At 40.9% G+C, this 22,555-nt stretch carries 20 protein-coding genes and 1 pseudogene; 8 read left to right on the top strand and 13 right to left on the bottom strand.

Annotated elements, in window-relative coordinates; genetic code table 11:
• The 6 genes from Q0037_RS09770 to Q0037_RS09745 form a co-directional block, all read left to right on the top strand.
• A partial coding sequence (locus Q0037_RS09770; RefSeq protein ID WP_297517636.1) for a YggS family pyridoxal phosphate-dependent enzyme occupies positions 1-548 on the top strand: 548 nt, incomplete at its 5' end.
• 113 nt (positions 549-661) lie between these two features.
• Positions 662-2,023: an exonuclease domain-containing protein gene (locus tag Q0037_RS09765; protein WP_297517634.1), complete on the top strand. Its 1,362-nt coding sequence runs from the start codon at positions 662-664 to the stop codon at positions 2,021-2,023.
• A gap of 162 nt (positions 2,024-2,185) precedes the next feature.
• Complete coding sequence (gene miaA / locus Q0037_RS09760) at positions 2,186-3,127, top strand: tRNA (adenosine(37)-N6)-dimethylallyltransferase MiaA (protein ID WP_297517642.1); 942 nt, start codon at positions 2,186-2,188, stop codon at positions 3,125-3,127.
• A gap of 34 nt (positions 3,128-3,161) precedes the next feature.
• On the top strand, positions 3,162-3,791 hold the full coding sequence (locus Q0037_RS09755) for a hypothetical protein (protein ID WP_297517631.1): 630 nt from the start codon (positions 3,162-3,164) through the stop codon (positions 3,789-3,791).
• A gap of 2 nt (positions 3,792-3,793) precedes the next feature.
• A complete protein-coding gene (locus tag Q0037_RS09750) occupies positions 3,794-4,399 on the top strand; it encodes a hypothetical protein (RefSeq protein WP_297517629.1) in 606 nt (201 codons plus the stop codon).
• 1 nt (position 4,400) lies between these two features.
• Positions 4,401-5,129: an acyl-ACP thioesterase domain-containing protein gene (locus Q0037_RS09745; RefSeq protein WP_297517627.1), complete on the top strand. Its 729-nt coding sequence runs from the start codon at positions 4,401-4,403 to the stop codon at positions 5,127-5,129.
• 189 nt (positions 5,130-5,318) lie between these two features.
• On the opposite strand, the gene Q0037_RS09740 is transcribed toward Q0037_RS09745, so the two are convergent.
• From Q0037_RS09740 to Q0037_RS09680, 13 genes and pseudogenes are all read right to left on the bottom strand, one after another.
• Entirely contained in the window at positions 5,319-6,023 is a 705-nt protein-coding gene (locus Q0037_RS09740; protein ID WP_073362617.1) for a response regulator transcription factor, read from the bottom strand.
• Between the two features lie 6 nt (positions 6,024-6,029).
• Positions 6,030-7,613 carry a sensor histidine kinase KdpD gene (locus Q0037_RS09735; RefSeq protein WP_297517624.1) on the bottom strand — a complete coding sequence of 528 codons (1,584 nt, stop codon included), beginning with the start codon at positions 7,611-7,613 and terminating at the stop codon, positions 6,030-6,032.
• Between the two features lie 68 nt (positions 7,614-7,681).
• Positions 7,682-8,254, bottom strand: a complete 573-nt coding sequence (gene coaE / locus Q0037_RS09730) for a dephospho-CoA kinase (RefSeq protein ID WP_297517640.1) — start codon at positions 8,252-8,254, stop codon at positions 7,682-7,684.
• 153 nt (positions 8,255-8,407) lie between these two features.
• Positions 8,408-9,394: pseudogene (locus Q0037_RS09725) on the bottom strand (glycosyltransferase family 2 protein); the annotation flags it as partial.
• Between the two features lie 87 nt (positions 9,395-9,481).
• The gene (locus Q0037_RS09720; RefSeq protein WP_297517622.1) at positions 9,482-13,507 is read right to left on the bottom strand and encodes a GEVED domain-containing protein; all 4,026 of its coding nucleotides are present in this window, start codon (positions 13,505-13,507) and stop codon (positions 9,482-9,484) included.
• A gap of 100 nt (positions 13,508-13,607) precedes the next feature.
• Positions 13,608-14,798 (bottom strand): enoyl-ACP reductase FabV, encoded by a 1,191-nt coding sequence (gene fabV / locus Q0037_RS09715; protein ID WP_297517620.1) that lies wholly within the window; start codon positions 14,796-14,798, stop codon positions 13,608-13,610.
• Between the two features lie 49 nt (positions 14,799-14,847).
• The gene (gene recN / locus Q0037_RS09710; RefSeq protein WP_297517618.1) at positions 14,848-16,500 is read right to left on the bottom strand and encodes a DNA repair protein RecN; all 1,653 of its coding nucleotides are present in this window, start codon (positions 16,498-16,500) and stop codon (positions 14,848-14,850) included.
• A gap of 19 nt (positions 16,501-16,519) precedes the next feature.
• Positions 16,520-17,413, bottom strand: a complete 894-nt coding sequence (locus Q0037_RS09705; protein WP_297517616.1) for a DUF4835 family protein — start codon at positions 17,411-17,413, stop codon at positions 16,520-16,522.
• Positions 17,403-18,611, bottom strand: coding sequence for a bifunctional phosphopantothenoylcysteine decarboxylase/phosphopantothenate--cysteine ligase CoaBC (gene coaBC / locus Q0037_RS09700; RefSeq protein WP_297517614.1), 1,209 nt, complete (start codon positions 18,609-18,611; stop codon positions 17,403-17,405). The genes Q0037_RS09705 and coaBC overlap by 11 nt, the downstream gene beginning before the upstream one ends.
• An 11-nt stretch (positions 18,612-18,622) precedes the next feature.
• Positions 18,623-18,940 (bottom strand): DNA-directed RNA polymerase subunit omega, encoded by a 318-nt coding sequence (locus Q0037_RS09695; RefSeq protein ID WP_297517638.1) that lies wholly within the window; start codon positions 18,938-18,940, stop codon positions 18,623-18,625.
• A gap of 5 nt (positions 18,941-18,945) precedes the next feature.
• Positions 18,946-19,743, bottom strand: coding sequence for an outer membrane protein assembly factor BamD (locus Q0037_RS09690; protein ID WP_297517612.1), 798 nt, complete (start codon positions 19,741-19,743; stop codon positions 18,946-18,948).
• A 78-nt stretch (positions 19,744-19,821) separates the two neighbouring features.
• A complete protein-coding gene (gene dapA / locus Q0037_RS09685; protein ID WP_297517609.1) occupies positions 19,822-20,703 on the bottom strand; it encodes a 4-hydroxy-tetrahydrodipicolinate synthase in 882 nt (293 codons plus the stop codon).
• Between the two features lies 1 nt (position 20,704).
• Entirely contained in the window at positions 20,705-21,223 is a 519-nt protein-coding gene (locus Q0037_RS09680; RefSeq protein WP_297517607.1) for a hypothetical protein, read from the bottom strand.
• 74 nt (positions 21,224-21,297) lie between these two features.
• Here Q0037_RS09680 and Q0037_RS09675 point away from each other — a divergent pair, with 74 nt between their 5' ends.
• On the top strand, positions 21,298-22,050 hold the full coding sequence (locus tag Q0037_RS09675; RefSeq protein WP_367274091.1) for a 5'-nucleotidase C-terminal domain-containing protein: 753 nt from the start codon (positions 21,298-21,300) through the stop codon (positions 22,048-22,050).
• Between the two features lie 9 nt (positions 22,051-22,059).
• Positions 22,060-22,555 (top strand): metallophosphoesterase (locus Q0037_RS09670; RefSeq protein ID WP_297517603.1); only part of this gene is annotated, 496 nt, incomplete at its 3' end.

The following is a 22,555-nucleotide window of genomic DNA, read 5'->3' as shown; positions in this document are numbered from 1 at the left end:
GTGTTTTTGGAGAAAATAAAATCCAAGAAATGACCGATAAATGGGAACAATTACCCAAAGATATCCAATGGCATATGATCGGACATGTACAAACGAATAAGGTGAAATACATGGCTCCTTATGTGGCTTTAATTCACGGCGTAGATAGTTTTAAATTATTGGAAGAAATCAACAAACAAGCAGCCAAAAACAACCGAATTATTGATTGCTTACTCCAAATACATATTGCCGAAGAAGAAACTAAATTTGGCCTCGATGCCGAGGAATTAGCTTCACTATTGCATCATAAAGCATTAGAAACTTTGACCAACGTGCATATTGTGGGACTTATGGGCATGGCGACATTTACCGAAAATACAGTGCAAATTGAAAAGGAATTTAGGTACTTAAAATCCCTTTTTAATCAATACCAACCGCTCAAAAGATCCAATGTAACTCTTCAAACGCTATCGATGGGCATGTCGGGCGATTACGCTTTGGCCATAGCTTGTGGCAGTTCTATGGTGCGCATCGGAAGCAGTATTTTTGGTGTTCGTAACTATGGGTAAGTCCTTGAAAACTAATATTCCTGACGACAATCATCCTTCACTATAAAACTGTACTTTTGTTTGAACTTGTAATCACTATAAGTTTATAAAATTGTAAATTAGCAACACCCCCATTGTACTGTATTCTCGACATAGAAACCACCGGCGGCCAATTTAACGAAGAAGGCATTACCGAAATTGCTATCTACAAATTTGATGGACATGAGGTGGTTGATCAGTTTATTAGTTTGGTCAACCCTGAAATTCCCATCCAACCCTTTGTGGTGAAGTTAACGGGTATCAATAATGCCATGCTTCGCAGTGCTCCTAAGTTTTTTGAAGTCGCCAAACGCATTATCGAAATCACTGAAGGCTGTATTGTCGTGGCGCATAATGCTTCCTTTGATTACCGTATTCTCCGTACCGAGTTTCAACGATTGGGGTACGAATTTAAACGGCCCACTTTATGTACGGTAGAGTTATCCAAGAAATTAATTCCCGACCAAATATCCTACAGTCTCGGAAAATTAGTGCGCGCTTTAGGCATCCCTATGGCCGACCGACACCGTGCAAGTGGTGATGCGATGGCTACGGTGAAATTATTTAAACTTTTGCTCGCCAAAGACACGGAAAAAGAAATTCTAAAAGGATTGGTGAAAACCGAAATTAAATCGGGACTTTCTCCAAAACTCCTCGATATAGTAGAAGCTTTGCCAACCAAGACAGGGATTTACTACATCCACAATGAAAAAGGCGATTTGATTTATATCGGGAAAAGTAAAAACATCAAAAAAAGGGTCAACCAACATTTTACGGGTACGACCAGCAAAAGCAAAAAAATTCAACGCGAAGTATTTGCCGTAACCTACGAAGAAACGGGTAGCGAACTGATTGCTTTGCTTAAAGAAAGTGAAGAAATCAAGATTAATAAGCCCATTTACAACCGCGCGCAACGCAAAAGCATTTTTCAGTGGGCCTTGTATGAAGTCCTTAACGATCAAGGGTATTTAAGTCTTTTACTTCAAAAAGCCGACGGGCGAAAAAAAGAAATTACTGCTTTCAGTAGCGTTCAAGAGGGTAAAAACTACTTATTTCGCATTACCGAAAAATTCCAACTCTGCCAAAAAATCAATGGGCTGTATGAAACCCAAAACAGTTGCTTTCAATACAAAATCAAAGAGTGTGCTGGGGCTTGTATCGGTGCCGAATCTCCCGATAGTTATAACGCGCGCGTCGAAGCCTACCTCGAAGAAAATCAATTGGGTAACCAAACGCTAGTGGTCATCGATCGCGGCCGACGTACCGAAGAACGCAGTGCTATTTTGATTGAAAATGGCATTTACAAAGGCTACTGTTTTTACGATTTGAATTACCAAATTCACAACCTCGAGATATTAAAAAATCTGATCATCCCTATGCAAAACAATCGGGATACCCGCTCCATTATTCAGGGCTATTTACGTCGTAATAAAGTCTTGAAAGTGCTCACTTTTTAATTTTTGTTTTAAAATTCAGTAGCAGCTAAACTAGACCTTCAGGCTATCTACAATATCGTTCCCCGTTCCGTTGGGAGGATTCACGCTATAAGGTACGTGTGTTTGAACTTAACCGAGCTAAAAATTACCCATCAATACAACCAATTTGCTACCTTTGGCCTCATGCAAACGCCCCCACTTTTACTTACGGTAATCGGACCCACCGCCATCGGGAAAACAGCGCTAGCTATAGCATTGGCAAAACATTTTGGTTGTGAGATCCTATCTTGTGATAGCCGTCAATTTTATCACGAAATGCGCATCGGTACAGCGGTTCCTTCCCCTGAAGAACTGGCAGCCGCGCGGCACCATTGCATTCAACACATTTCGATTCACGACAAGTATAGCGTAGGCAACTTTGAAATGGAAGCTTTACGTTTGCTGAACCAGCTGTTTCAAAAAAATCCAATCCAAATTATGGTAGGCGGCTCAGGCCTCTATGTCGATGCCGTCTTGCGTGGCTTTGATGAATTTCCAGCCCTTGATGGCTCGATTCGGGACACCATTAACCAACGATTTAAGGAAGAAGGTTTGGCCTATTTGCAGGAAACATTGCAAAAATTAGATCCTCACTACTATGCCAAATTAACTGCCGAGAATCCGCAAACCCTACAAAATCCACAACGCATGAAACGCTTTGTAGAAGTTTGCTTAGGCACGGGTAAACCCTACTCCTCCTTCATTGGAAAAAAAGAAAACACGCGTCCTTTTCAGTCGATTTGTATCGGATTGGAAGCAGAGCGCCACGAATTGTACAACCGAATCAATCATAGAGTAGATCAAATGATGGCCGACGGACTCTTGGAAGAAGTTCGCACCCTCTACCCGCAACGTCATTTAAATGCGCTTCAAACGGTGGGGTATCGCGAACTGTTTGCTTATATTGAAGGCGAAGTGGACTTGCAAACCGCCGTCGAAAATATCAAAATGAACACCCGTCGTTTTGCGAAACGACAACTAACCTGGTTCAAACGCGACCCTAATACAATCTGGTTTCATTACGCAACCCCATTGGAAGAAATTGTTAAATCGTTGCCCTTTTCTGCTAGAGAACGCAACCTATAGCGCTTGAATTCATCATTTATATAAACAATCATTTATGCGATTATTAAGTGGCTTACTCCTTTTGTTCCTTACGTGTTGTGGCATTCCGTATGATGGAGAAACGATTATCAACCTTGAAGGACGCGTTGTCGATGCCTACAACCAACCACTCCCCAACCAACGGGCCTATCTCGGAGCCCAATACGATGAAGATGGGTACGACACGGCTACCTACCAAACCGCAACGGATGGACAGGGTGCCTTCCGTTTAACGCTATTTCGACCCAATGAGGGGGCGGAACTGATTTTTGAGGAAAACAGTACTTATTTGCCGCTGATTTGCACGGGATTGCATAAATCCAACTTTTCAGGATTGCAATGGAATCTGGGAACCCTTGTTCGGTATAAAGCCTCTGATTTGGTTCCATTGAATATCGTAGTCAATACCGTGAATCCCAATAGTTTTTTGGAGCAATTAAATCTTACGGGAATGATTTATACACCCAACTATGATTTTCATCCCCTCACCACTGGAGATCCGTTTTGGTTGGATTATCAAGTGCGAAAAAATCAAACCTGTACATTGCAGTATAAAGTAAAAAATGGACTTACCCAACAAGTATCCGAATTATCCGTCCCTATTGTAATCGCTGAAACGGCACTAACCTATACCCTTAATTTATGAAAGTGAAGAATTTAATACTTGTTATTTTAGGGTGTTTTAGTCTTGCCGTGCAGGGTCAAAAAATTAAAAAAGAACCCTGGATTGATTTTTATCCCGCTTTTCGTTTTGGATTTCAGTACCCTAAGCTAGTTGGATCCAATTTTTTTGCCGACGATTTAACCGAGTCCATGGGGTTTCACAGCAGTTTGTCACTGGTCAAAATTGCCAATTTTCGGGCTACTGTGGGTTGGGAATTGCAAGGCTACCGCAACACCAATCCAAATCGGATCGGAAATTTTAGTCACATTCAATCAAGTACTGCGCTGTTTCAAGTTGAATATGAACATCCTTTGAAGGGCGCATGGGTATTGAATCCTACGCTGGCGTACGGCCAAAGTCGCATGACCTATCGCGCCACACGCAGCGGTAGTACCTTAGCCCGACAAAGTTGGGAGGAAATACGACTGGGATCGTATGTCAATTATAGTTTCAGTAAAACCTATGCAGGGTATGCTGGATTGCATTATGCTTTTTTATACAATGACGATTTAAAGGCGTCACCTGCCGACGAGGACTATTTTGGAAGAGGAAATAAACTCGTACTTTCGCTGGGTATTTTAATTCACTAATATGGCTATATCGCCTCATTTTACGTCGCGCTATTCACAAGAATGGACTATTAATTTTTTACATTGTTACCCTAACGGTATGTTGAAATACACCGATTTATGCAATTTATTGCAACTCACAGCCGGGGCACATGCCGATCTTGGCGGATTGAGTTATCGGGCCATGCAGCGCCACCATCAAGCGTGGGTTTTGAGTAGGATGCGGGTAGAGATTAAAGCCTTGCCCCGTTGGCAAGACACCGTGACGGTGAATACGTGGATTCATGCTTTGGAGAACTCCCGTTCGACACGTTGTTTGGAATTATGGCACGGCGATGAGAAATGGGTAGGTTGTGAAACCTATTGGGCGGTTTTGAATACCCAAACCCGACGCCCAGATACGCTAGCTTTACCCAACGATCATTTTGTACGCTATGACGAGCGAGCTACCGCTTTACCAACCCATAAAATAACTTTACCGAACACGATTGAAACGGTTGAAACCTATCGCATTCGGTTATCCGATTTGGATATAGTGAATCATGTGAATAATGTAAAATATTTGGAATGGTGTTTGAATCATTGCGACCCGGATCGCTTGTTTGAAGGTCGTTTACAAGCCTTTGATATGAATTTTATGCGGGAAATGCATTTAGGTCAAGAGGCCGAAATCGGGCAACATGATGGTGTATTTGTGGTATCGCAGGAAGGAAAAAATTGTTTCGCATTGGCGATGGACTGGGCCGATTGATGCAGTATGTAGCGCCGGGATAGTCGTGGAAAGCCCGCCTTGACGGCCCAACTAGCAAAACCCCGAAAACAAGGCGACCTTGTGAAGCGCTTGTTTTCGGGATTTTTTGCTTTGGGGCGGTGGGCGGCTTGGAACAGATAGCCCGAAAAGCGCCCAAAAAAAATCCCCGTCGTAGGACAGGGATTGAAATTATTTTTTCACGACCAAACGGAAACCTTCGCCGTGGATGTTGAGGATTTCGACATTGGGATCATCTTTTAAATATTTACGCAATTTGGCGATATACACGTCCATACTACGCGAGGTGAAGTAATTGTCATCGCGCCAGATTTTGGTTAGTGCTAATTCGCGCGGCATCAAGTCCTCGACATACAAGGCTAAGAGTTTCAACAACTCATTTTCCTTCGGTGAAAGTTTGATGGGTTCCTCGCCGGGGAACGTAAGAAAACGCAATTTGGAGTTCAAGTGAAACTTCCCGATAGTGAATTCGAACTGCGTATTTTCGGCCTTTGTTTCGGACGATTTGCGTTGCATAATCGCTTTGATTTTCATCAGCAGCACTTCCGAATCGAAGGGTTTATTGAGGTAATCATCGGCGCCCACTTTATAGCCTTTGAGTACATCCTCTTTCATGGTTTTGGCGGTGAGGAAAATCAGAGGAATTTCTTTGTTTTTCTCGCGAATTTCTTTGGCCAAGGTGTACCCATCTTTGTAGGGCATCATCACGTCCAATATACAGAGGTCGTAGGTATCTTTTTTAAATTTTTCGAAGCCTTCCATACCGTTTTTGGCCAGCGTCACTTCAAAGTCGTTGAGGGTTAAGTAGTCTTTGAGGATGGCGCCAAAATTTTGGTCGTCTTCTACAAGTAGGATTTTTTTTGTCTCTTTTTCCATGGTAATCTAGTTTATCAGTGGGACTTTAATGATGAATGTACTTCCTTTTCCTTTTTCGCTTTCCACGAAGATTTGACTGTTGTGATCGTCCACTATTCGTTTCACATATGCCAAACCTAACCCGTGTCCTTTCACGTTGTGCACGTCACCGGTGTGTTCGCGATAGAATTTTTCAAAAATTCTTTTTTGAGCGGTTTTGCTCATTCCTATCCCATTATCCTTTATCTTTATCAGTATAAAATCCTTAATATTTTCAGTGCGTATTTCTATAACGGGTTCTTCGGTAGAATATTTTATTGCATTATCCAAAATATTAACAATTACATTTGTGAAATGCACATCATTGAGCAACACGGTGCTACGGGTGGCTTCATAGTGACTTTGAATGCTTCCGTTACGATCTTCTACGATTAAATTCACGTGTTCAATAGCATCATCAATAATTTCATGAATGTCACGAGGTTCTTTGCTAATATCGAGTTCTTTCTTTTCGAGCTTAGAAATTCGTAGCACATTTTCTACTTGAGCATGCATTCGTTTATTTTCGTCACGAATCATTTGCAGGTAACGAAAAACCTTTTCTTTGTCTTCGATTACTTTGGGATTTCGAATCGCATCAAGGGCCAAATTGATGGTTGCAATAGGAGTTTTGAACTCGTGCGTCATGTTGTTGATAAAGTCCGTTTTGATTTCGGAAATCTGTCGTTGTTTTATCAACTGATGCAATGCATTGGCATACGCAATAATGATGATGAGTGTAAAAACGATAGACAAAAGGGTAATGGCTAAAATTTCGGAGAAAAGAAACTTCTTCTTTTGGGGAAAATTAACCAGGAGATTGTAACGGTTATGTCCGTCATTATCGATAAGAATCGGAATGGAATAGGTCGAATATTTATCGTAATTAAAATGCTCCGATTTGATTTTGGTTGCCAAGCCGTTGCTGTAGACATCAAATTCAAAGGGAGTGTTGATACCGTATTCTTTGAGTTCGGCGTTGAGTAAATTCCTGAGTTGCGCTACCGTTATCCGCTCTTGAATGGGTCGTTGTGCGGCCACATCTTTGTAGGCGATTTCAAACTGAACATCTTGAAGAATATCAACGGTTCCGTCGCGTTCGATGGAAATATCGGGCGTTAATTTGTTCTGAAAACCTTTGTCTTCGAATTCTTTACCGTTAAAAACAGCGGTTTTTCGCTTGGTGGTGAAGTTTTTTACGGTAGTACTATCATCATTTTTATCAAAGAACGACTGCATAATATAATAATCCTCCATCGTAATACTGTTGGAGTAGATTATTGTTTGGTTTGTTTTTTTGTTTCGCTGTACGTATTTATACTCCAAAAAATCTTCTTTTTGAGGGAGTTTACCCGTACTGGCCTTGAGTTGGTTGTAGCGATTTAAAAACGAGTATTTCTCTTGTTTTTCGAGCTTTTCGGCTACATTCCCAAGGACTTGCTTCACGTGAAATTTAAATTGTTCTTCGCTTTTCTCTAGGGAACTGTTGAACCAATACACCTGTACCAAAATGATTCCCAAAAGGGAAATACTCATTAAGAAAACCAGGAGGCGAAAAACAAATTTATTCATCACATCAAAATTAATATTTTAACATTTGTGATGTTAATGTATTAACCAAACATTAACACAGGCGTGTTTTATTGCTTTTTTTTCAAAGAAATAAGGATTTCCTCGATTTGGCGCTTGGTTTCTTCAAAATTTTCATTTTGAATGACATACTGACTGCGTGCGGCACGTTCTTCGTCGGAGAGTTGATTGTTAATTCTTTGTAGAATTTTTTCTCGGGTAGTTTGATCGCGTTTCAAAACACGGGCGATGCGTAATTCTAAAGGAGCGGTAACGGTAATCACGGCATCGCAATCTTTATAGCTTCCACTTTCAAAAAGAATGGCCGCTTCTTTAAATACAATGGGTTCGCGTTGGTGTGAAATAAGCCACTGCTCAAAATGTTTTTTTACTGCGGGATGAACGATGGTATTGAGTTGTTTGAGCTTTTCGGGATTATTAAAAACTACGGCAGCCAACTGATCGCGGTTCAATTTTCGTTCTGCATTATAAATTTCAGGACCAAAGGAAGTCGCAATTTGAGCTACAATTTCGGGGAAATCCATGACTCTCTTGGCCTCTAGGTCAGAGATATAGACAGGATACCCTTTGGCTATTAAATACTGGGCAAGTGTTGTTTTCCCGCTTCCGATTCCCCCAGTCAAACCAATAATTTTGGTTTTTATTGGTGTTGTTTCGACAATTTTCTGAAGGGGAGCTATAATTTTATCAAGTGTCTTTTCTACAGATTTATGAATGGGTTCCTCGGCTTCTTTTTGAATATGAATTTCTTCCGTGAGACGGGCTTCTTTGGTGGTAAAAAATAATTCAGGGAAAGCCTCTTGCGGATTTTTTTTAAGCCAATGGACTCGATAATACGAGAGAATAAAACCGCTACCATACCCTTTAAACTGTTTCCAAACGGCAATAACCGAAAGCAAGCCAATCCATGGATTGCGATTTTGAATGGAGGACACCACAAAAATTAGGGCAAAATACCCCATATACATTCGCATTCCCCAATCCCAAAGTACAATTAATCCAAGAAAAGAAACCAAGAGTCCAACCATAAAAAGCGTAGGGAACCAAAACGTAATTTTTGCATATTCGGGGTACCAACGGTTTAAAATTGGACGTGCTTTTCCGAATTTGGTGACTTGCAGACTAAATTTATCCCAGTCGATTCGTCGTTTGTGAAAGACGTAGGCCTTTTTAAACAAACGCGTTTTGAAGTCCATTTTCCACAACCTAATGGACAAATCAGGATCTTCCCCCGGATGAATATTCCCAAAACCTTGGGAGGCTTCGAAGGCTTTTTTGGAAATCCCCATATTAAAACTTCGGGGCTGAAACTTGTCAATTTTCTCCGATCCGCCACGTATACCGCCAGTTGTTAAAAAAGAAGTCATGGCAAAATTGATAGCCCGTTGAATTGAAGAGAATGATTTCAAGGCTTGATCGGGTCCGCCAAAACAATCTACATAATTCATTTTCAATTCTTTGACTACCTCAGACATGTAGTGTGGTGGTATAATGCAGTCGGAATCAAAGATGATAAAATAATCTCCCTTGGCCACTCGCATCCCAAAATTCCGAGAGTCACCCGGACCTGAATTGGTTTTGTAATAATAGGACAGCTTTAGTTTTTGCGCATATTTTTGCACCACTGCTTTACAATCGATACTAGACCCATCCTCTACAATTACAACTTCAAAATGAGGGTACGTTGATTGTACCAAACTTGACAGAAGCTCATCGATTTCGTCAGGTCGATTGTAAACGGGTATGATGATAGAAAACTGCATTCCTATTTTTTTGGCAAATATACTCGATACTAAAAGAAAATGTCCCGAAGTTTCGGGACATTTTTATAGATTAAAAAAAGAGTAAAATTATTGCTTTATCACTTTTAATGTTTTGACCTGTTGATTTACTGTGGCCCGAACCAAGTATGTTCCGGTGGGCAACTGAGAGAGATCGATTTGTGTTTCAGTCGCTTGAATGGTTTGTGACCAAACTAACTGTCCGAGTAAAGTAATTACTTCAATACGATCAATTGACTCAGAGGCAGTTACTTGCAAAACATCTTTAACCGGATTTGGATAGGCTGTAAATTGGATATCATTAAACCCTGGCGTATTCAATGAAGCATCATACACTGAAAGACCAAATGCACCTTGACTACCGTTGTAACCAAAAGCTCTTATCAATACGGTAACTCCTGGTGTAAGTCCGGTAAGTACTAATCTTGAGTGTCCTACAGCTACTTCAGCAGCGCCATCATCATCACAACCTACGGCGGTTAAAACAGCACAATCGCCAATGTAGGCTTGAAGCACCGTATCAATTCCGGCTCCTCCTATTGAAGTACCGGCTGTTTCAATCGTAGCATTACCAGATGTAGGAACAACGAAACTATACCACACGTCTTTTCCTGAGGTTGCAAATCCAAAGGCACCACAAAATGGAGCTGGTGTTTCTGTGCTTAAAGTAGCACCCAAATTGGAAGTATCAATATCTTGGTCTGCATATACTCCACCCACAGTTAACGCGGTGGGCGTAGCACAAGAATCATTATTAGGTACAGGCGGTGGCGTTCCACAAGCTACTGATCGAGTACGGCCATCCTGGTTATCAGTACATTGGTCATCGGCGTGGGTAATAAAACGGATAACACCCGTTACGGTAGCTGTCCATGTTACTGGAGTTATACCCGAAGTATACGCCAATGTAGCGTCGGTATTAGCGATCGTAATAAAATCTGATGTTAACGAACTAGTAAATGTATACTGCACTCCTGCAGTCACATTTACATTAGAGTATTCTCCCGCCCAACCTACTGTGGTAATGGCTTGTGCCGAACCAATACAGGCAGGAGTATACGTTTGTGTAGGGAATACACCATTGGGTGTATCCAAACAAGCCGTAGTAGCACAAATATCATTTACGGTAACAGCCAAACGAGACGCACTTTCACATCCTAATTCATTTTGAGAAGCAAAATAGGTAGCACCATCCACTAATGGAGTCGACGTTGGAAGTACATTTCCGCCCGTTGCGCTGTCATACCAAACAATTTGTGTCCCGATAACCGATAAATCGTCAATAGTCCCATTGGTACAATAATCTTGTGTTGGATTTCCTGATGGGGCAGCTGAAGGTGCTGTAACCACCAATACTAATTCAACAATTGAAGTACAACCTAAACTATTTTGTCCAACGACAAAAATTGTCTCTCCATTTAAGGCAACATAATCAGTAGGATTAGGAATTTCATTAACGAGATTTTCAGCATCGAATAAATCTAAATAAAAGCTGTACGTAAGACCCGTTTCATTTGAAATTAAAGAAATTGCACTTGTTAAATCTACTACCTCTGTAGAATTATTATTCAAATCACACAAAGTAAGCGTCGCATCTGATAACACAGGCAGTGGAACAACATCAACTGTTACCTGTAAACGTTGAAAACTTTCACAATCTAAGGTTTGAGAGGCATAATACGATGTGCCATCCACCAATACCGTTGAGGCACTCAGTGGGGTACCACCGGTTGGTGTTGCATACCACTGAATAGCGGTTCCATTGGCAAATAAATTGGCGACTGTAAATCCGTTACCACAAAAACTTACGACGGCATCGCCGGTTGGAGCTGGAGTTGTTGAAGCACAATCGTATGCTGCAATTAGGAATTCACCAAAAGCGTCGTTTAAGTATTCCCATGTGTTAACGTACAACACTTGTCCTGGATTTAATCCGTTTAAACTGATTAAAGAAAAGTTTCCATTGGTACTGCTATCATCATCACAAGCGAGTAATGTTAGCGCTCCACAAGTACCTGTATAAACCGCCATCCCGGTATCGGTAACGGCGCTACCCGACAAAGCATTGGTTTCCAAGGTTACACTTCCTGAAGCAGGAACCGTCACGGTAAACCAAATATCTCCTCCTGTAAAACCTGCACATCCAGGCGCTGGTGGATTGGAGTTGGTGGCAGAAACATTTGTAGTTGTAACAGGAATATTGTTGACATTTGTACCAACAGTTAATGCGATTGCATTGACACAGTCATCGTTGGCTGGAGGTGGAATCAATGTGCGTAATGAAAATGGACCTGTCCAGAGACTCGACTCATTGGGTCCACAAATCGCGCTAATATAAATATCATATAAAGTATTTGGGTTTAAACCAACCAATACATAAGGATTTGTTGTAACAACAGTTCCTGCACCTGCAATTGGGGCTGCTCCTCCATTGGGAGTAACATAGATTGCCCATTGTGTTTCTGTACAACCTGCTGTCCAACCGATGCTTGCTGATGTAGTCGTAACATTTGTTGTAATGATATTGGAAGGTTGAGGACAAGCCACCGCGTTAGTAATGGTCACATCGTAATCTTCAGTTTCCCCATATCCATAAGATGCACAAGGGTCAATGGTATTACCTGGTGTATTCCATACATCGCGAATGCGCATACGATGCGTTCCTAGTGGTGGATTACAGGCTAAAGTTATGGTAAACGTCGCTGTTCCATTGGCTCCAATTGCGGCTGTAGTAAATCCAACACGCTCATTGGTTTCAAAAACACCATTATCGTTGTAATCGACCCAAACAGCCATATTTTGGTTGCCAAATGTTCCAACTGTAACTGAAACAATATAAGTTCCACCCGCTTGTAAGTCAGCCGTATAGTTAGGCTGTCCCGTAAAATAAGTATATGCCGGATTCACAGGATTAGTTCCTGAGTTATTTGACAAAGTAGTTCCATTGATTACAATATTTGAAATCAAATCGCCATCGGTTTTCCCAACCGTGTAGATAGGTACACAGTAACAAGCATTCGGGGCGGTCATTCCAACCAAAATTGGTGTACTTTCAGCACTTTGCCCAGAAGCGGTACATGTTACAATACATTTGTAGTATGTAGCGACAGTTTGAGAAGCATTGTAGGCTTCTGCATTTGAAATTCCAGGCGCATTGGTATATGTTATATTATCTGAAGAAACCAACCATTGGTAGGTAACACCTGAACCGGATGTAGCATTTTGTAACGTTACGTTAAATGGAACGTCGGCACATGCTGTGGCACTCGGAGCAATCGTATTCCCAGGATTAGGAGTCCCAGTACATGAAGGAGGTGGTGTCCACGTAAAGTTCAATCCAGAAACTGGTGCAATTGTGTTGGAAAGTAATACCGTTGCCGTTGCGGTAGTTCCAGCAGTGGTAGCATTCCAATCGGTAGCAGTGCTTCTATTAGAAAAATTAGAAGCAGGCGTATTGGGTGCTGCACGCAAACCACAATCGGCTGTAGTCGGTGTCGCATTATTAGTCATTGTACCATATACAATTGCTATTGCATTGGTAGTTTCTTGGAGACGAATTTGAAAATTGAATGAATCCCCAATTGCTAAATACTTTGCATAATTTTTCCATTGCACTACCAAAACACGGTTTGGCGCTGAACCTATTAATTCATAGCGAATCTCTGCTCCAGCTTGAGCTTGCAAATCGCGGGAAAAAGCAGCAATTCGAGCCACTCGATCACTAGCTACCACTGTACTGGTTGAAGATAGTGGCGTGTAAGATGAAGAGGAGTTCATATCTACGGCGGGCGTAAACGTGGTTGATCCCAAAGAAATCCATCCGTTGGTGTTCACGGCAAAACGGTCATAAGTCGTACCGTTAAAAACGAAATTGAATCCAATGGGCAATCCCACTCCTGTGAAAGCATTCCCCCCAAGAGGAACTGCTGGATCCAAGAATCGTTCATCATCGCTTGCTGTGTTTCCTAAAACAGTCCCCCCAGAAATAGCCGAATACGTTCCATTACTTTGTGAAAAAGTATATTGACTTAACGTTTGACTAAATCCTAACTGTAGAAACAACAACAACGCTAAAGTCATTGTAATTTTCTTCATAAAATACTTTGTTAGGTTTAATTTTTTGCGAGATAAATGTAGCCAAAAAAAACAGCCTGAAAAAATATTCAGACTGTTGATATGTTAAAATTTAAAATTATTAGGAAATACTGGGAATTGACACCACTTCATTTACATCAGCCAAATAATCCACCCCTTCTAATCCGAATCCGAATAAATTAAGAAAATCATTTTTATAACCGGTCAAATCGCCCAAATCGCCCAAAGATTCTGTTGTAGCTTCTTCCCACAAACGGGCCACTTCTGCTTGAACATCATCTCGCATTTCCCAATCGTCAATACGAATTCGATTTTCAGCATCAACCGGAATTGGCAATCCCGCATATAATCGCGCACGATATAAGCGATCCATTTGTTCTATACAGCCTTCATGAATTCCTTCACGCTTCATAATTTTATACAACAAAGAGATGTAAAGTGGGATAACCGGTATAGCCGAACTTGCTTGCGTCACCAAAGCTTTATTTACAGAAACATACGCTTTTCCATCCAAACTTTGCAATCGTTCTGTGATGGTGGCTGCCGTAGCTTCCAAATGATCTTTGGCACGACCAATGGTTCCATTACGGTAAACCGCTTTGGTTACCTCAGGACCGATATAAGAATACGCTAATGTCATAGCGCCCTCAGACAATACGCCTTCTTTTTGCAGGGCATCCATCCACATACTCCAATCCTCGCCACCCATTACCACAACGGTATTGTCGATATCCTCTTGCGTTGCGGGTTCGATAGAGACATGGGTCACATTACCCGTATGAAAATCGACAGTTTTATTGGTAAAGGTTCCTCCGATTGGTTTTAATGCCGAACGATGTAAAACACCTGTCGTTGGATGCATACGCACTGGGGAAGCCAAACTGTAAATCACTAAATCAACCTGACCCAAATCGGCTTTGATGGTAGCAATCGTTTGCTCTTTGATGGCCTCCGAAAAAGCATCGCCATTGATACTCTTGGCATACAATCCAGCGGCATGAGCTTCTTGTTCAAATGCGGCTGAATTATACCAACCCGGTGAGGCTGTTTTACCTTCTGTACCAGGTTTTTCAAAGAATACACCAATGGTAGACGCGCCACATCCAAATGCACTTGTAATGCGAGAAGCCAAACCAAAACCGGTTGAGGCCCCAATGACCAAAACGCGTTTTGCTCCGTCAATTTTCCCTTGCGCCTTTACATAATTAATTTGATTTTTTACATTTTGTGCACAGCCTGTTGGATGAGCTGTCAAACAAATAAATCCGCGCATTCTGGGTTCGATAATCATACTTTTCTATTTAATGTTTTATGTACTTCGCCAAAGATAAGGCATTTTTTTAGTTAAGCAATTCGCGTGCTTGCCCGATTGCAGCAGGAGTAACGACTTCTCCCGAAAGCATTTGGGCAATTTCTTGAATGCGTTCTTCTTCGTTCAAGGCTTTAACATTGGACTTGGTACGGGTATCGTCGTCCACTTTGTAAACTTTAAAATGGTGTTGTCCTTTGCCCGCTATTTGTGGCAAATGGGTAATTGCAAAAAGTTGGATATTTCGACTCATACCGCGCATAATTTCCCCTATTTTATGTGCTATTTCCCCAGAAACACCTGTATCAATTTCATCTAAAATTAAGGATGGCAACTGAATCTTTGTAGACAAAATTGCTTTGACAGCCAACATAATACGTGATAATTCACCACCTGAAGCTACTTTTTTCAACGTACCTAACTGAACACCTTTATTGGCGGCAAAAAGCAATTGAATTCCGGTATCTCCTTGTGGTGTTAAGGTAGTTTTCGCTGGAAATTCTATAGCAAACTGTGCATTAGGCATTCCTAAATTGGCTACTATTTTTTGTAGTTCTTGAACTAATGGCCCAACAGCTGCTTGACGATTTTGTGTAAGGGTTTGGGCTAATTGCTCTAATTCATGAAGATACCCACTTACCTCCTGCTCCAATTGTACAATTTCTTCCTCTAAGTTGGTAAGTGAAACCATTTTAGATTGAAGCGATTCTTGAATTTTCAATAAAGCATCGATGGTTTGAACTTGATGTTTTTTTTGCAACGTATAAATCGTTTGCAACTGCTCTTGAAGGCTTTGCAATATTTCAGGGTCGGCCTGCAATTGTTCAGCCCCTTCTTGCAGTTCGGTAGCGATATCATCAATTTCGATTAAAACACTCGAAATCCGTGTTAAAATTTGTTGGTATTCGGGTGAAAAAGAAGCAATTTTGGAAAGCGCATTTTTGGATTCTTTCAATTGATCAACAACGCCAAACGATTCCCTTTGCAATGCGCTAAGTACTTTAGCTAATTGGGATTGAATCAGTTCAACATGGGTTAGTTTCTCCAACTGCGATTCCATTTCCTCTTGTGATCCTGCAACCAATTGAGCAGCCACCAATTCCTCCCACAAGAAAGAATGATAATCTTGTTCTTGAAAGGCTTTTGCGCGTGCTGCTTGCCTTTCTTGTAAAGTGTTTTGTGATTTACGGTAATTCCTTAAGGTTTGCTGATAGGTTCGTAAAATATCGTTATTACCCGCGACAGCATCGACCAATTGAAATTGAAAATCATCGTCATTGAGCGCTTGCGTTTCATGTTGGGAATGTACATCTATTAACTTGGCTCCCAACGCTTGCAACTCCGATAAATTAACGGGCGTATCGTTGATAAAAGCTCTTGACTTCCCTGAGGGTAATATTTCGCGTCGAATAATCGTATCGGCATCGTAATCCAAATCATGGGCCGCAAAAAAATCGTGAAGTTGATACGAGGCAATGGAGAAATGCGCTTCAATCACGCATTTTTCATTTGAATTTTTAAGTGCAGATAAATCGGCACGGTTGCCCAAAACTAAACCCAATGCACCTAACAGAATCGATTTACCGGCCCCCGTTTCACCTGTAATTACGGTAAAACCAGAGGAAAAATTAACCGAAAGCTTTTCGATTAAAGCGTAATTTTCTATCGAAAGGGCTGTAATCATCTAGGTATTCTCGATTCAATTAGAATTTTATGGCATTCCACTTGCTGCTGTTAAGAGGAGAAATTCGCGATAACTTATCGACGATTCCTTCGGCGGGCACTGCAGGACCACCTGACAATATCGCGACCAATTCATCGGCTTTGGCATCAAAAAACAATCGTGTTAAAAAGGCATTGGGACGCGTTTTGTGCAAGGCTTCCAAACTACTTATCGATTCAATAATCGCTTTTTTACCCGCCTTTAGGTCTTTGTGCATCAAGTCTAAACCTTGAAAATGATATTTATAAATGGCCTCTAAATACGGTTTGAAGGTCCCCGATAACAAATCGGCTACCAAATAATAGCGATTGTTCGTACGATCCGATTGTTGCCACCCCTTTCCACCGCCGGGCATTGCTAAGTTGACTACCTCTTGTGCTTTTTGGAAATAAGGCAAGCCACTATCCAATTCAAAACTTTCGGCGTCAATCCCTAAGATAATGTAGATATAAAACGCCAAGGTTGACATAAGGTTGGAGTCATAACTATTGGGGTTGAAATACATTTGTTGAAACTCAACATATTGAAATTGAAAGTCTTTATCGTTGATATTTAACAAGTTGGAACTGTATCCTGAGTTAAATATAGGTCGTGAAGATTGCACCTGTAAACTAGCGTCAAAATTATTGTTCTCATACGAATTGATCGTGATGAACATACTACAGCTTATTTTCTCTTGGTTCTCAAATGTTTTTTCTGTCCAAACCGTTTTATTGATAAAATCATTGATTGAGGTTTCCAACGATTTAAAAATTTGGGTATTGACATTGGTAATTTTGTCGTAGTTAATGACTACCCTACAATTGATTTCTTGTGCATTTACGGTGCACAAAGACAAAACTAAAACCAAAAAAACGAGTAATTTATCTTTCATAATGTTGTATTACTTTTTGCAAAATCACTTGAGCAACGGCCTCTTTCGACTGCAAAGGTTTGGGTTCTACCGTTCCGTTCCGATCGATGAGCGTTACTTTATTGGTGGGTGTTCCAAATCCAGCACCGGCATCACGAAGGGAATTTAGCACAATCAAATCTAAGTTTTTTTTCGCAATTTTCAACTTCGCATTTTCAATTTCGTTTTGCGTTTCTAGGGCGAAACCAATTAAAAATTGAGCTTTCTTTTGCGCTCCTAATGCAGCTAATATATCTTTGTTTTTGACTAAGGTAAGAGATAGCGTATCATTGGATTTTTTTATCTTATCCTGAGCCACAATTTCGGGACGATAATCTGCCACTGCTGCAGCACAAATAGCCACATCAACCTCAGGAAAATAGTGTAAACAAGCGGTGTACATTTCCTCAGCCGTTTGCACATCAATACGGTTCACGGCTGAATTTTTTATTGATAAAGCGGTCGGCCCTGTAACCAAATAAACGGTGGCTCCTAACGATGCGGCAGTTTCAGCAAGATCAAAACCCATTTTCCCTGTAGAGTGATTTCCAATGAACCGAACAGGATCAATAGGTTCATAAGTGGGTCCAGCTGTTATCAATATCTTTTTATCGCGTAGTGGCATTTTGCCCAATAAATCCTTTTCGAGAAACGCCACAATGTTTTCGGGTTCTGCCATACGTCCTTCGCCCGACAATCCACTAGCCAACTCTCCTTTTTCGGCGGGAATCATGACATTTCCAAATTGTTGCAACAACTGAAAAGAAGCCAAAGTAGACGGATGTTTGTACATGTCTAGGTCCATAGCAGGTGCAAAATAAACGGGACATTTCGCCGAAAGATAGGTTGCAATCAAAAGATTGTCACAGTTTCCATGTGCCATTTTGGCCAATGTATTGGCGGTAGCGGGAGCAATCAACATTAGGTCACCCCACAATCCTAATTCCACGTGATTGTTCCACTGAATTTCTTCATCATCGTTGTAGAACGAACTGTAGACAGGGTTTTTGGATAGTGTGGCGAGCGTTAGGGGAGTTACAAAATCAACAGAAGCAGGTGTCATGACCACACGGACCTGAGCACCTGCTTTGATAAGTAATCGAACCAATGTAGCGGCTTTATAAGCAGCAATGCCTCCGGAAACCCCGAGAACTATTTTTTTACCGCTCAACACTGCCATGGGATCAATTTTTATTTCGAAACGTCTTTATGATAAATTTTACCATCGGCCCATTCTTGCACGGCTAGCGCATGGGGTTTGGGCAATTTCTCATAGAATTTTGAAACTTCGATTTGTTCTTTATTTTCAAAAATCTCTTCCAAGCTATCATTATACGTTGCGAACTCCTCCAATTTTTCAATCAATTCTTTCTTGATTTCCGTATTGATTTGAATTGCTCTTTTAGCCATAATGGTAATGGCTTCGTAAATATTACCTGTCTGCTCTTCGATAACAGCACGGTTATACGTGATTGTATTTACGGGTGCTGTTGTCTTTTTTAAATCCATTTTACTCATGACTTTGAAAATTGTTGTAATTCTTTATCAATTTGTTCCAACATAACGTCGGCTTTGCTTTTAAATTTTGAGTCGCCTTTAAATTTAACTAAAGACTGGTAAGCGCCCTTGGCATTATTTAAGCGCTCTTGCATTTTGGCAGGAACGCTGTTGATAGCCAACTGAAAGGCTGAATCTAATTTAAGGAACAACGCTTCTTCTTTGAAAACGGTTCCTGGAAAATCAGATAAAAAAATATCGAAAGCCACCTGAGCTGCTTTGTGATCACCTATCGTGTTGTATTGTTTAGCTACTTCAAAAGCTTTTCGCTCTAATTTTACGCGCAAGTCTTTCGCAATGACATTTGCTTGAGCCATATACGTTGAATTGGGGTAACGATCAATGAACTCTTGCATTTTATAAATCGCTTTGTCCGTTTCCGTTTGATCCAAACTATAGGTTGGAGATAATTCTGCAAAACACTTAGCCGATAAGAAGAAAGCTTCTTCTGCACGAGAATCTCTAGGATAGGAAGAGGCAAAACCTTCCAATTGATAGGCCGCCAAATAGTACTGCTTCGTATTGTAGTATGACATCCCAAAACTATAGGACATCTCTTCTTCACCCGATTTTCCTTTGTAAACCGGAGCAATAATTTCATACAAACGAATCGCCTTGTTGTACTTTTGTTTATCATACATTTTTTTGGCCACCGCTTTTTTTACTTCGGTATCTTCAGATTTAAACGCCTTTTGGTATTCGCTACAACTAACCAAAAATAATCCAAGTATACTAAGAATCAATCGTTTTTTCATTCGGAAATAGGTTCTTTCGACTTTCGCCAAAACGAAACGCAAAAGTAGGTATTATTTGTATAGCTTTAAAATATTTTTTTACAATGGAAATGCATCCACAAATTGCTTCAACCGTTGTGATAAATCGGCAGAAACATTGACTAAAGGCAAGCGTACCGTATTTTCGGACAAGCCTAAATGCATAAACACCTCTTTGATTCCCGCAGGATTTCCTTGTTCAAAAATCATATTAATCGCATCAGCCAACTGGTAATGAATGGCATAGGCTTCATCTACTTTTCGATTCAATCCCAAGCGCACCATGTCGGAAAACGCTTTGGGAAATCCTTCGCCAATCACCGAAATCACACCACTTCCACCAGCCAAAACCATCGGTAATGTGATCATATCATCGCCCGAAATCACATGAAAATGAGCAGGTTTATGTTGCAACAACTGCATCGCTTGTACGATATCTCCTGCTGCTTCTTTGATCGCTACAATATTGGAAAATTCTTGAGCTAAACGAATTACGGTAGCTGGCAACATATTACTCGACGTACGACCAGGTACATTGTACAAGATAATGGGAATGGGAGAGACTTCTGCAATCGCTTTAAAATGCTGATAAATGCCTTCTTGCGTCGGTTTATTGTAATACGGTGAGACCGATAAAATTGCGGCAAAGGGAGATAAATCGCGTGTTTTCAATTCGTGAACCACTTGCGCTGTATTATTCCCTCCTACCCCTAAAACAAGCGGCAAACGACCTTGATTGACCTGAATTACGGTTTGAATCACTAACTCTTTTTCCTCAGACGTTAGGGTAGCACTTTCGGCAGTTGTACCTAAAACGACTAAATATTCGATTCCGTTTTCAATTTGAAAATTGACAATTCGAGTGAGTGCTTCTGTATCGACAGCACCTTCTTTTTGAAAAGGAGTTACCAGCGCCACACCGGTACCAATTAATGCTCGCATGCTATATTTTGTTTAGGATTTTTAAGTATTTAAACAATTCTTCGGTGAATTGTGAATGATCTTCAGTATCGGTGGCAATCATCAAATCATTTAACTTCTTGTCCACGCTGGCAAAACCTGCTTTAAAACCAGAGCGTGACGATTGCGAAATGAATTGCAATATCCCTTTATCGGTGGGATAATAATTGATTAATAAATCGTAATATTGAGAGATAAATCGTTGGACAACGGCACTATCAAACGACCCCGTCCATTTAAAATCGCGGTAAGAAAAAACGGGATAATCAAACGTTTCTTTTTTGGAAATATGGTCTCTGAAAACTAGAATCTCAATATTTTCAGGGCGTATTCCTTTTTTGACTAACTCGCGAATCAAGGCATCTTTATCCTGAAAACAAGTCTCATCCAAGATAATACCGACCTTTTTCACCAAATCGCTGGAGGTCAATTGCTTGATTTCAGCCCATTTACGCTTAACGATTTTTTTAAGTGATATATCCTTTAATCTTTGGAAAAACATAGTATTTTTACTTACTACAAATTTAATTAAATTCAACTGCATTGCACATGGTAAAGCTAAAAAAGTATTGCAGCTTGCGAAAGTACTTTGTTTTTATCTTAACATTTGGCGCCCTTGTAGCCTGTCACCGAAATCCGTGGACATCCACGCGCGTGACGGGAACGAAAATCGCTATAGCTGAAAGTCAGCCGATTGACTCCACTATAGATGCGGTGATACAACCCTATCGTCAACATATCGAAAAAGACCTGAGTACGGTGTTGGCCTATAATCCCGAGCCCTTGGATAAGTCCAAAGGAAAATGGCAAACCAATATAGGTTGTTTTATGGCCGATGTTACCCTTGAATATATCAACAAAACCCTAGCACAACGTGGTTTAGCTCCTGCTGCGATTTGTTTGCTCAATCACGGGGGAATTCGAGCCGTTATTCCTCAGGGTAACGTTACCGCACGTACTGCGTATGAAGTCATGCCATTTGAAAACAGTGCCGTGGTTATGGCTTTGAAAGGCACTCAGATTAAAGAAATGGTTGACTATATCCTGCAAGAAAAAAAACCGCACCCCTTGTCGGGTTTGACATTTACACTGCATCATAACCATGCTGAAACTATTTTAGTGCAAGGCAATCCGTTGGATGAAAATAAAATCTATCGCGTGGCTACTTCAGATTATCTATCGAATGGAGGCGACAACATGACCTTTTTTAGCAAAGCCTTGGAAACGGAACAAACGGACTATAAAATCCGAAATTTGCTCATCGATTATTTTAAGGCTACCGATACGATACGGGTAAATTCCACTCCGCGAATTATCATTAAAGAATAACAAAACAGCATGAAACGTAGAGAATTTATCAAAACAACAGGAGCTGCAGGGGCTTATGTAGGGCTAGGAAGTCTTGGGTTAAGTAGTTTTACGAATGCTGAAACAAAACAGATAACTATTTTGCACACCAACGATGTCCATAGTTACGTTGATCCTTTTCCCGCCAACCACCCAAAAAACCCTAATAAAGGAGGTGTGGCACGTCGGGCTGCTGTAATCAAAATGATTCGGGAGGAAAATCCCAATGTGTTGTTGGTCGATGCAGGAGATATTTTTCAGGGGACACCCTACTTCAATTACTATGGCGGTGAATTGGAGTTCAAGCTGATGAATCTCATGGAATATGATGTGGCTACGATTGGAAATCATGATTTTGACAACGGAATTGACGGTTTGATGACCCAACTAAAAAAAGCTAATTTTGAGATGGTTTCTGCCAATTACGACCTGCGAAATACGGTTTTGGACGGTCTTGTCTCGCCTTACACCTTGAAAGTGAGTGACG

This window comes from Flavobacterium sp., from assembly GCF_027482425.1.
GTDB lineage: Bacteria > Bacteroidota > Bacteroidia > Flavobacteriales > Flavobacteriaceae > Flavobacterium.
The sequence above is the reverse complement of the archived record's forward strand: the minus strand, read 5'-3'. Positions and strand labels throughout refer to the sequence as shown.

Coding starts and splice junctions, on each gene's coding strand:
- miaA (WP_297517642.1), top strand. CDS start 2,186: ATGCAAACGCCCCCACTTTTACTTACGGTAATCGGACCCACCGCCATC.
- Q0037_RS09755 (WP_297517631.1), top strand. CDS start 3,162: ATGCGATTATTAAGTGGCTTACTCCTTTTGTTCCTTACGTGTTGTGGC.
- Q0037_RS09745 (WP_297517627.1), top strand. CDS start 4,401: ATGGCTATATCGCCTCATTTTACGTCGCGCTATTCACAAGAATGGACT.
- Q0037_RS09740 (WP_073362617.1), bottom strand. CDS start 6,023: ATGGAAAAAGAGACAAAAAAAATCCTACTTGTAGAAGACGACCAAAAT.
- Q0037_RS09735 (WP_297517624.1), bottom strand. CDS start 7,613: ATGAATAAATTTGTTTTTCGCCTCCTGGTTTTCTTAATGAGTATTTCC.
- Q0037_RS09720 (WP_297517622.1), bottom strand. CDS start 13,507: ATGAAGAAAATTACAATGACTTTAGCGTTGTTGTTGTTTCTACAGTTA.
- fabV (WP_297517620.1), bottom strand. CDS start 14,798: ATGATTATCGAACCCAGAATGCGCGGATTTATTTGTTTGACAGCTCAT.
- recN (WP_297517618.1), bottom strand. CDS start 16,500: ATGATTACAGCCCTTTCGATAGAAAATTACGCTTTAATCGAAAAGCTT.
- Q0037_RS09705 (WP_297517616.1), bottom strand. CDS start 17,413: ATGAAAGATAAATTACTCGTTTTTTTGGTTTTAGTTTTGTCTTTGTGC.
- coaBC (WP_297517614.1), bottom strand. CDS start 18,611: ATGGCAGTGTTGAGCGGTAAAAAAATAGTTCTCGGGGTTTCCGGAGGC.
- Q0037_RS09695 (WP_297517638.1), bottom strand. CDS start 18,940: ATGGATTTAAAAAAGACAACAGCACCCGTAAATACAATCACGTATAAC.
- Q0037_RS09690 (WP_297517612.1), bottom strand. CDS start 19,743: ATGAAAAAACGATTGATTCTTAGTATACTTGGATTATTTTTGGTTAGT.
- dapA (WP_297517609.1), bottom strand. CDS start 20,703: ATGCGAGCATTAATTGGTACCGGTGTGGCGCTGGTAACTCCTTTTCAA.
- Q0037_RS09680 (WP_297517607.1), bottom strand. CDS start 21,223: ATGTTTTTCCAAAGATTAAAGGATATATCACTTAAAAAAATCGTTAAG.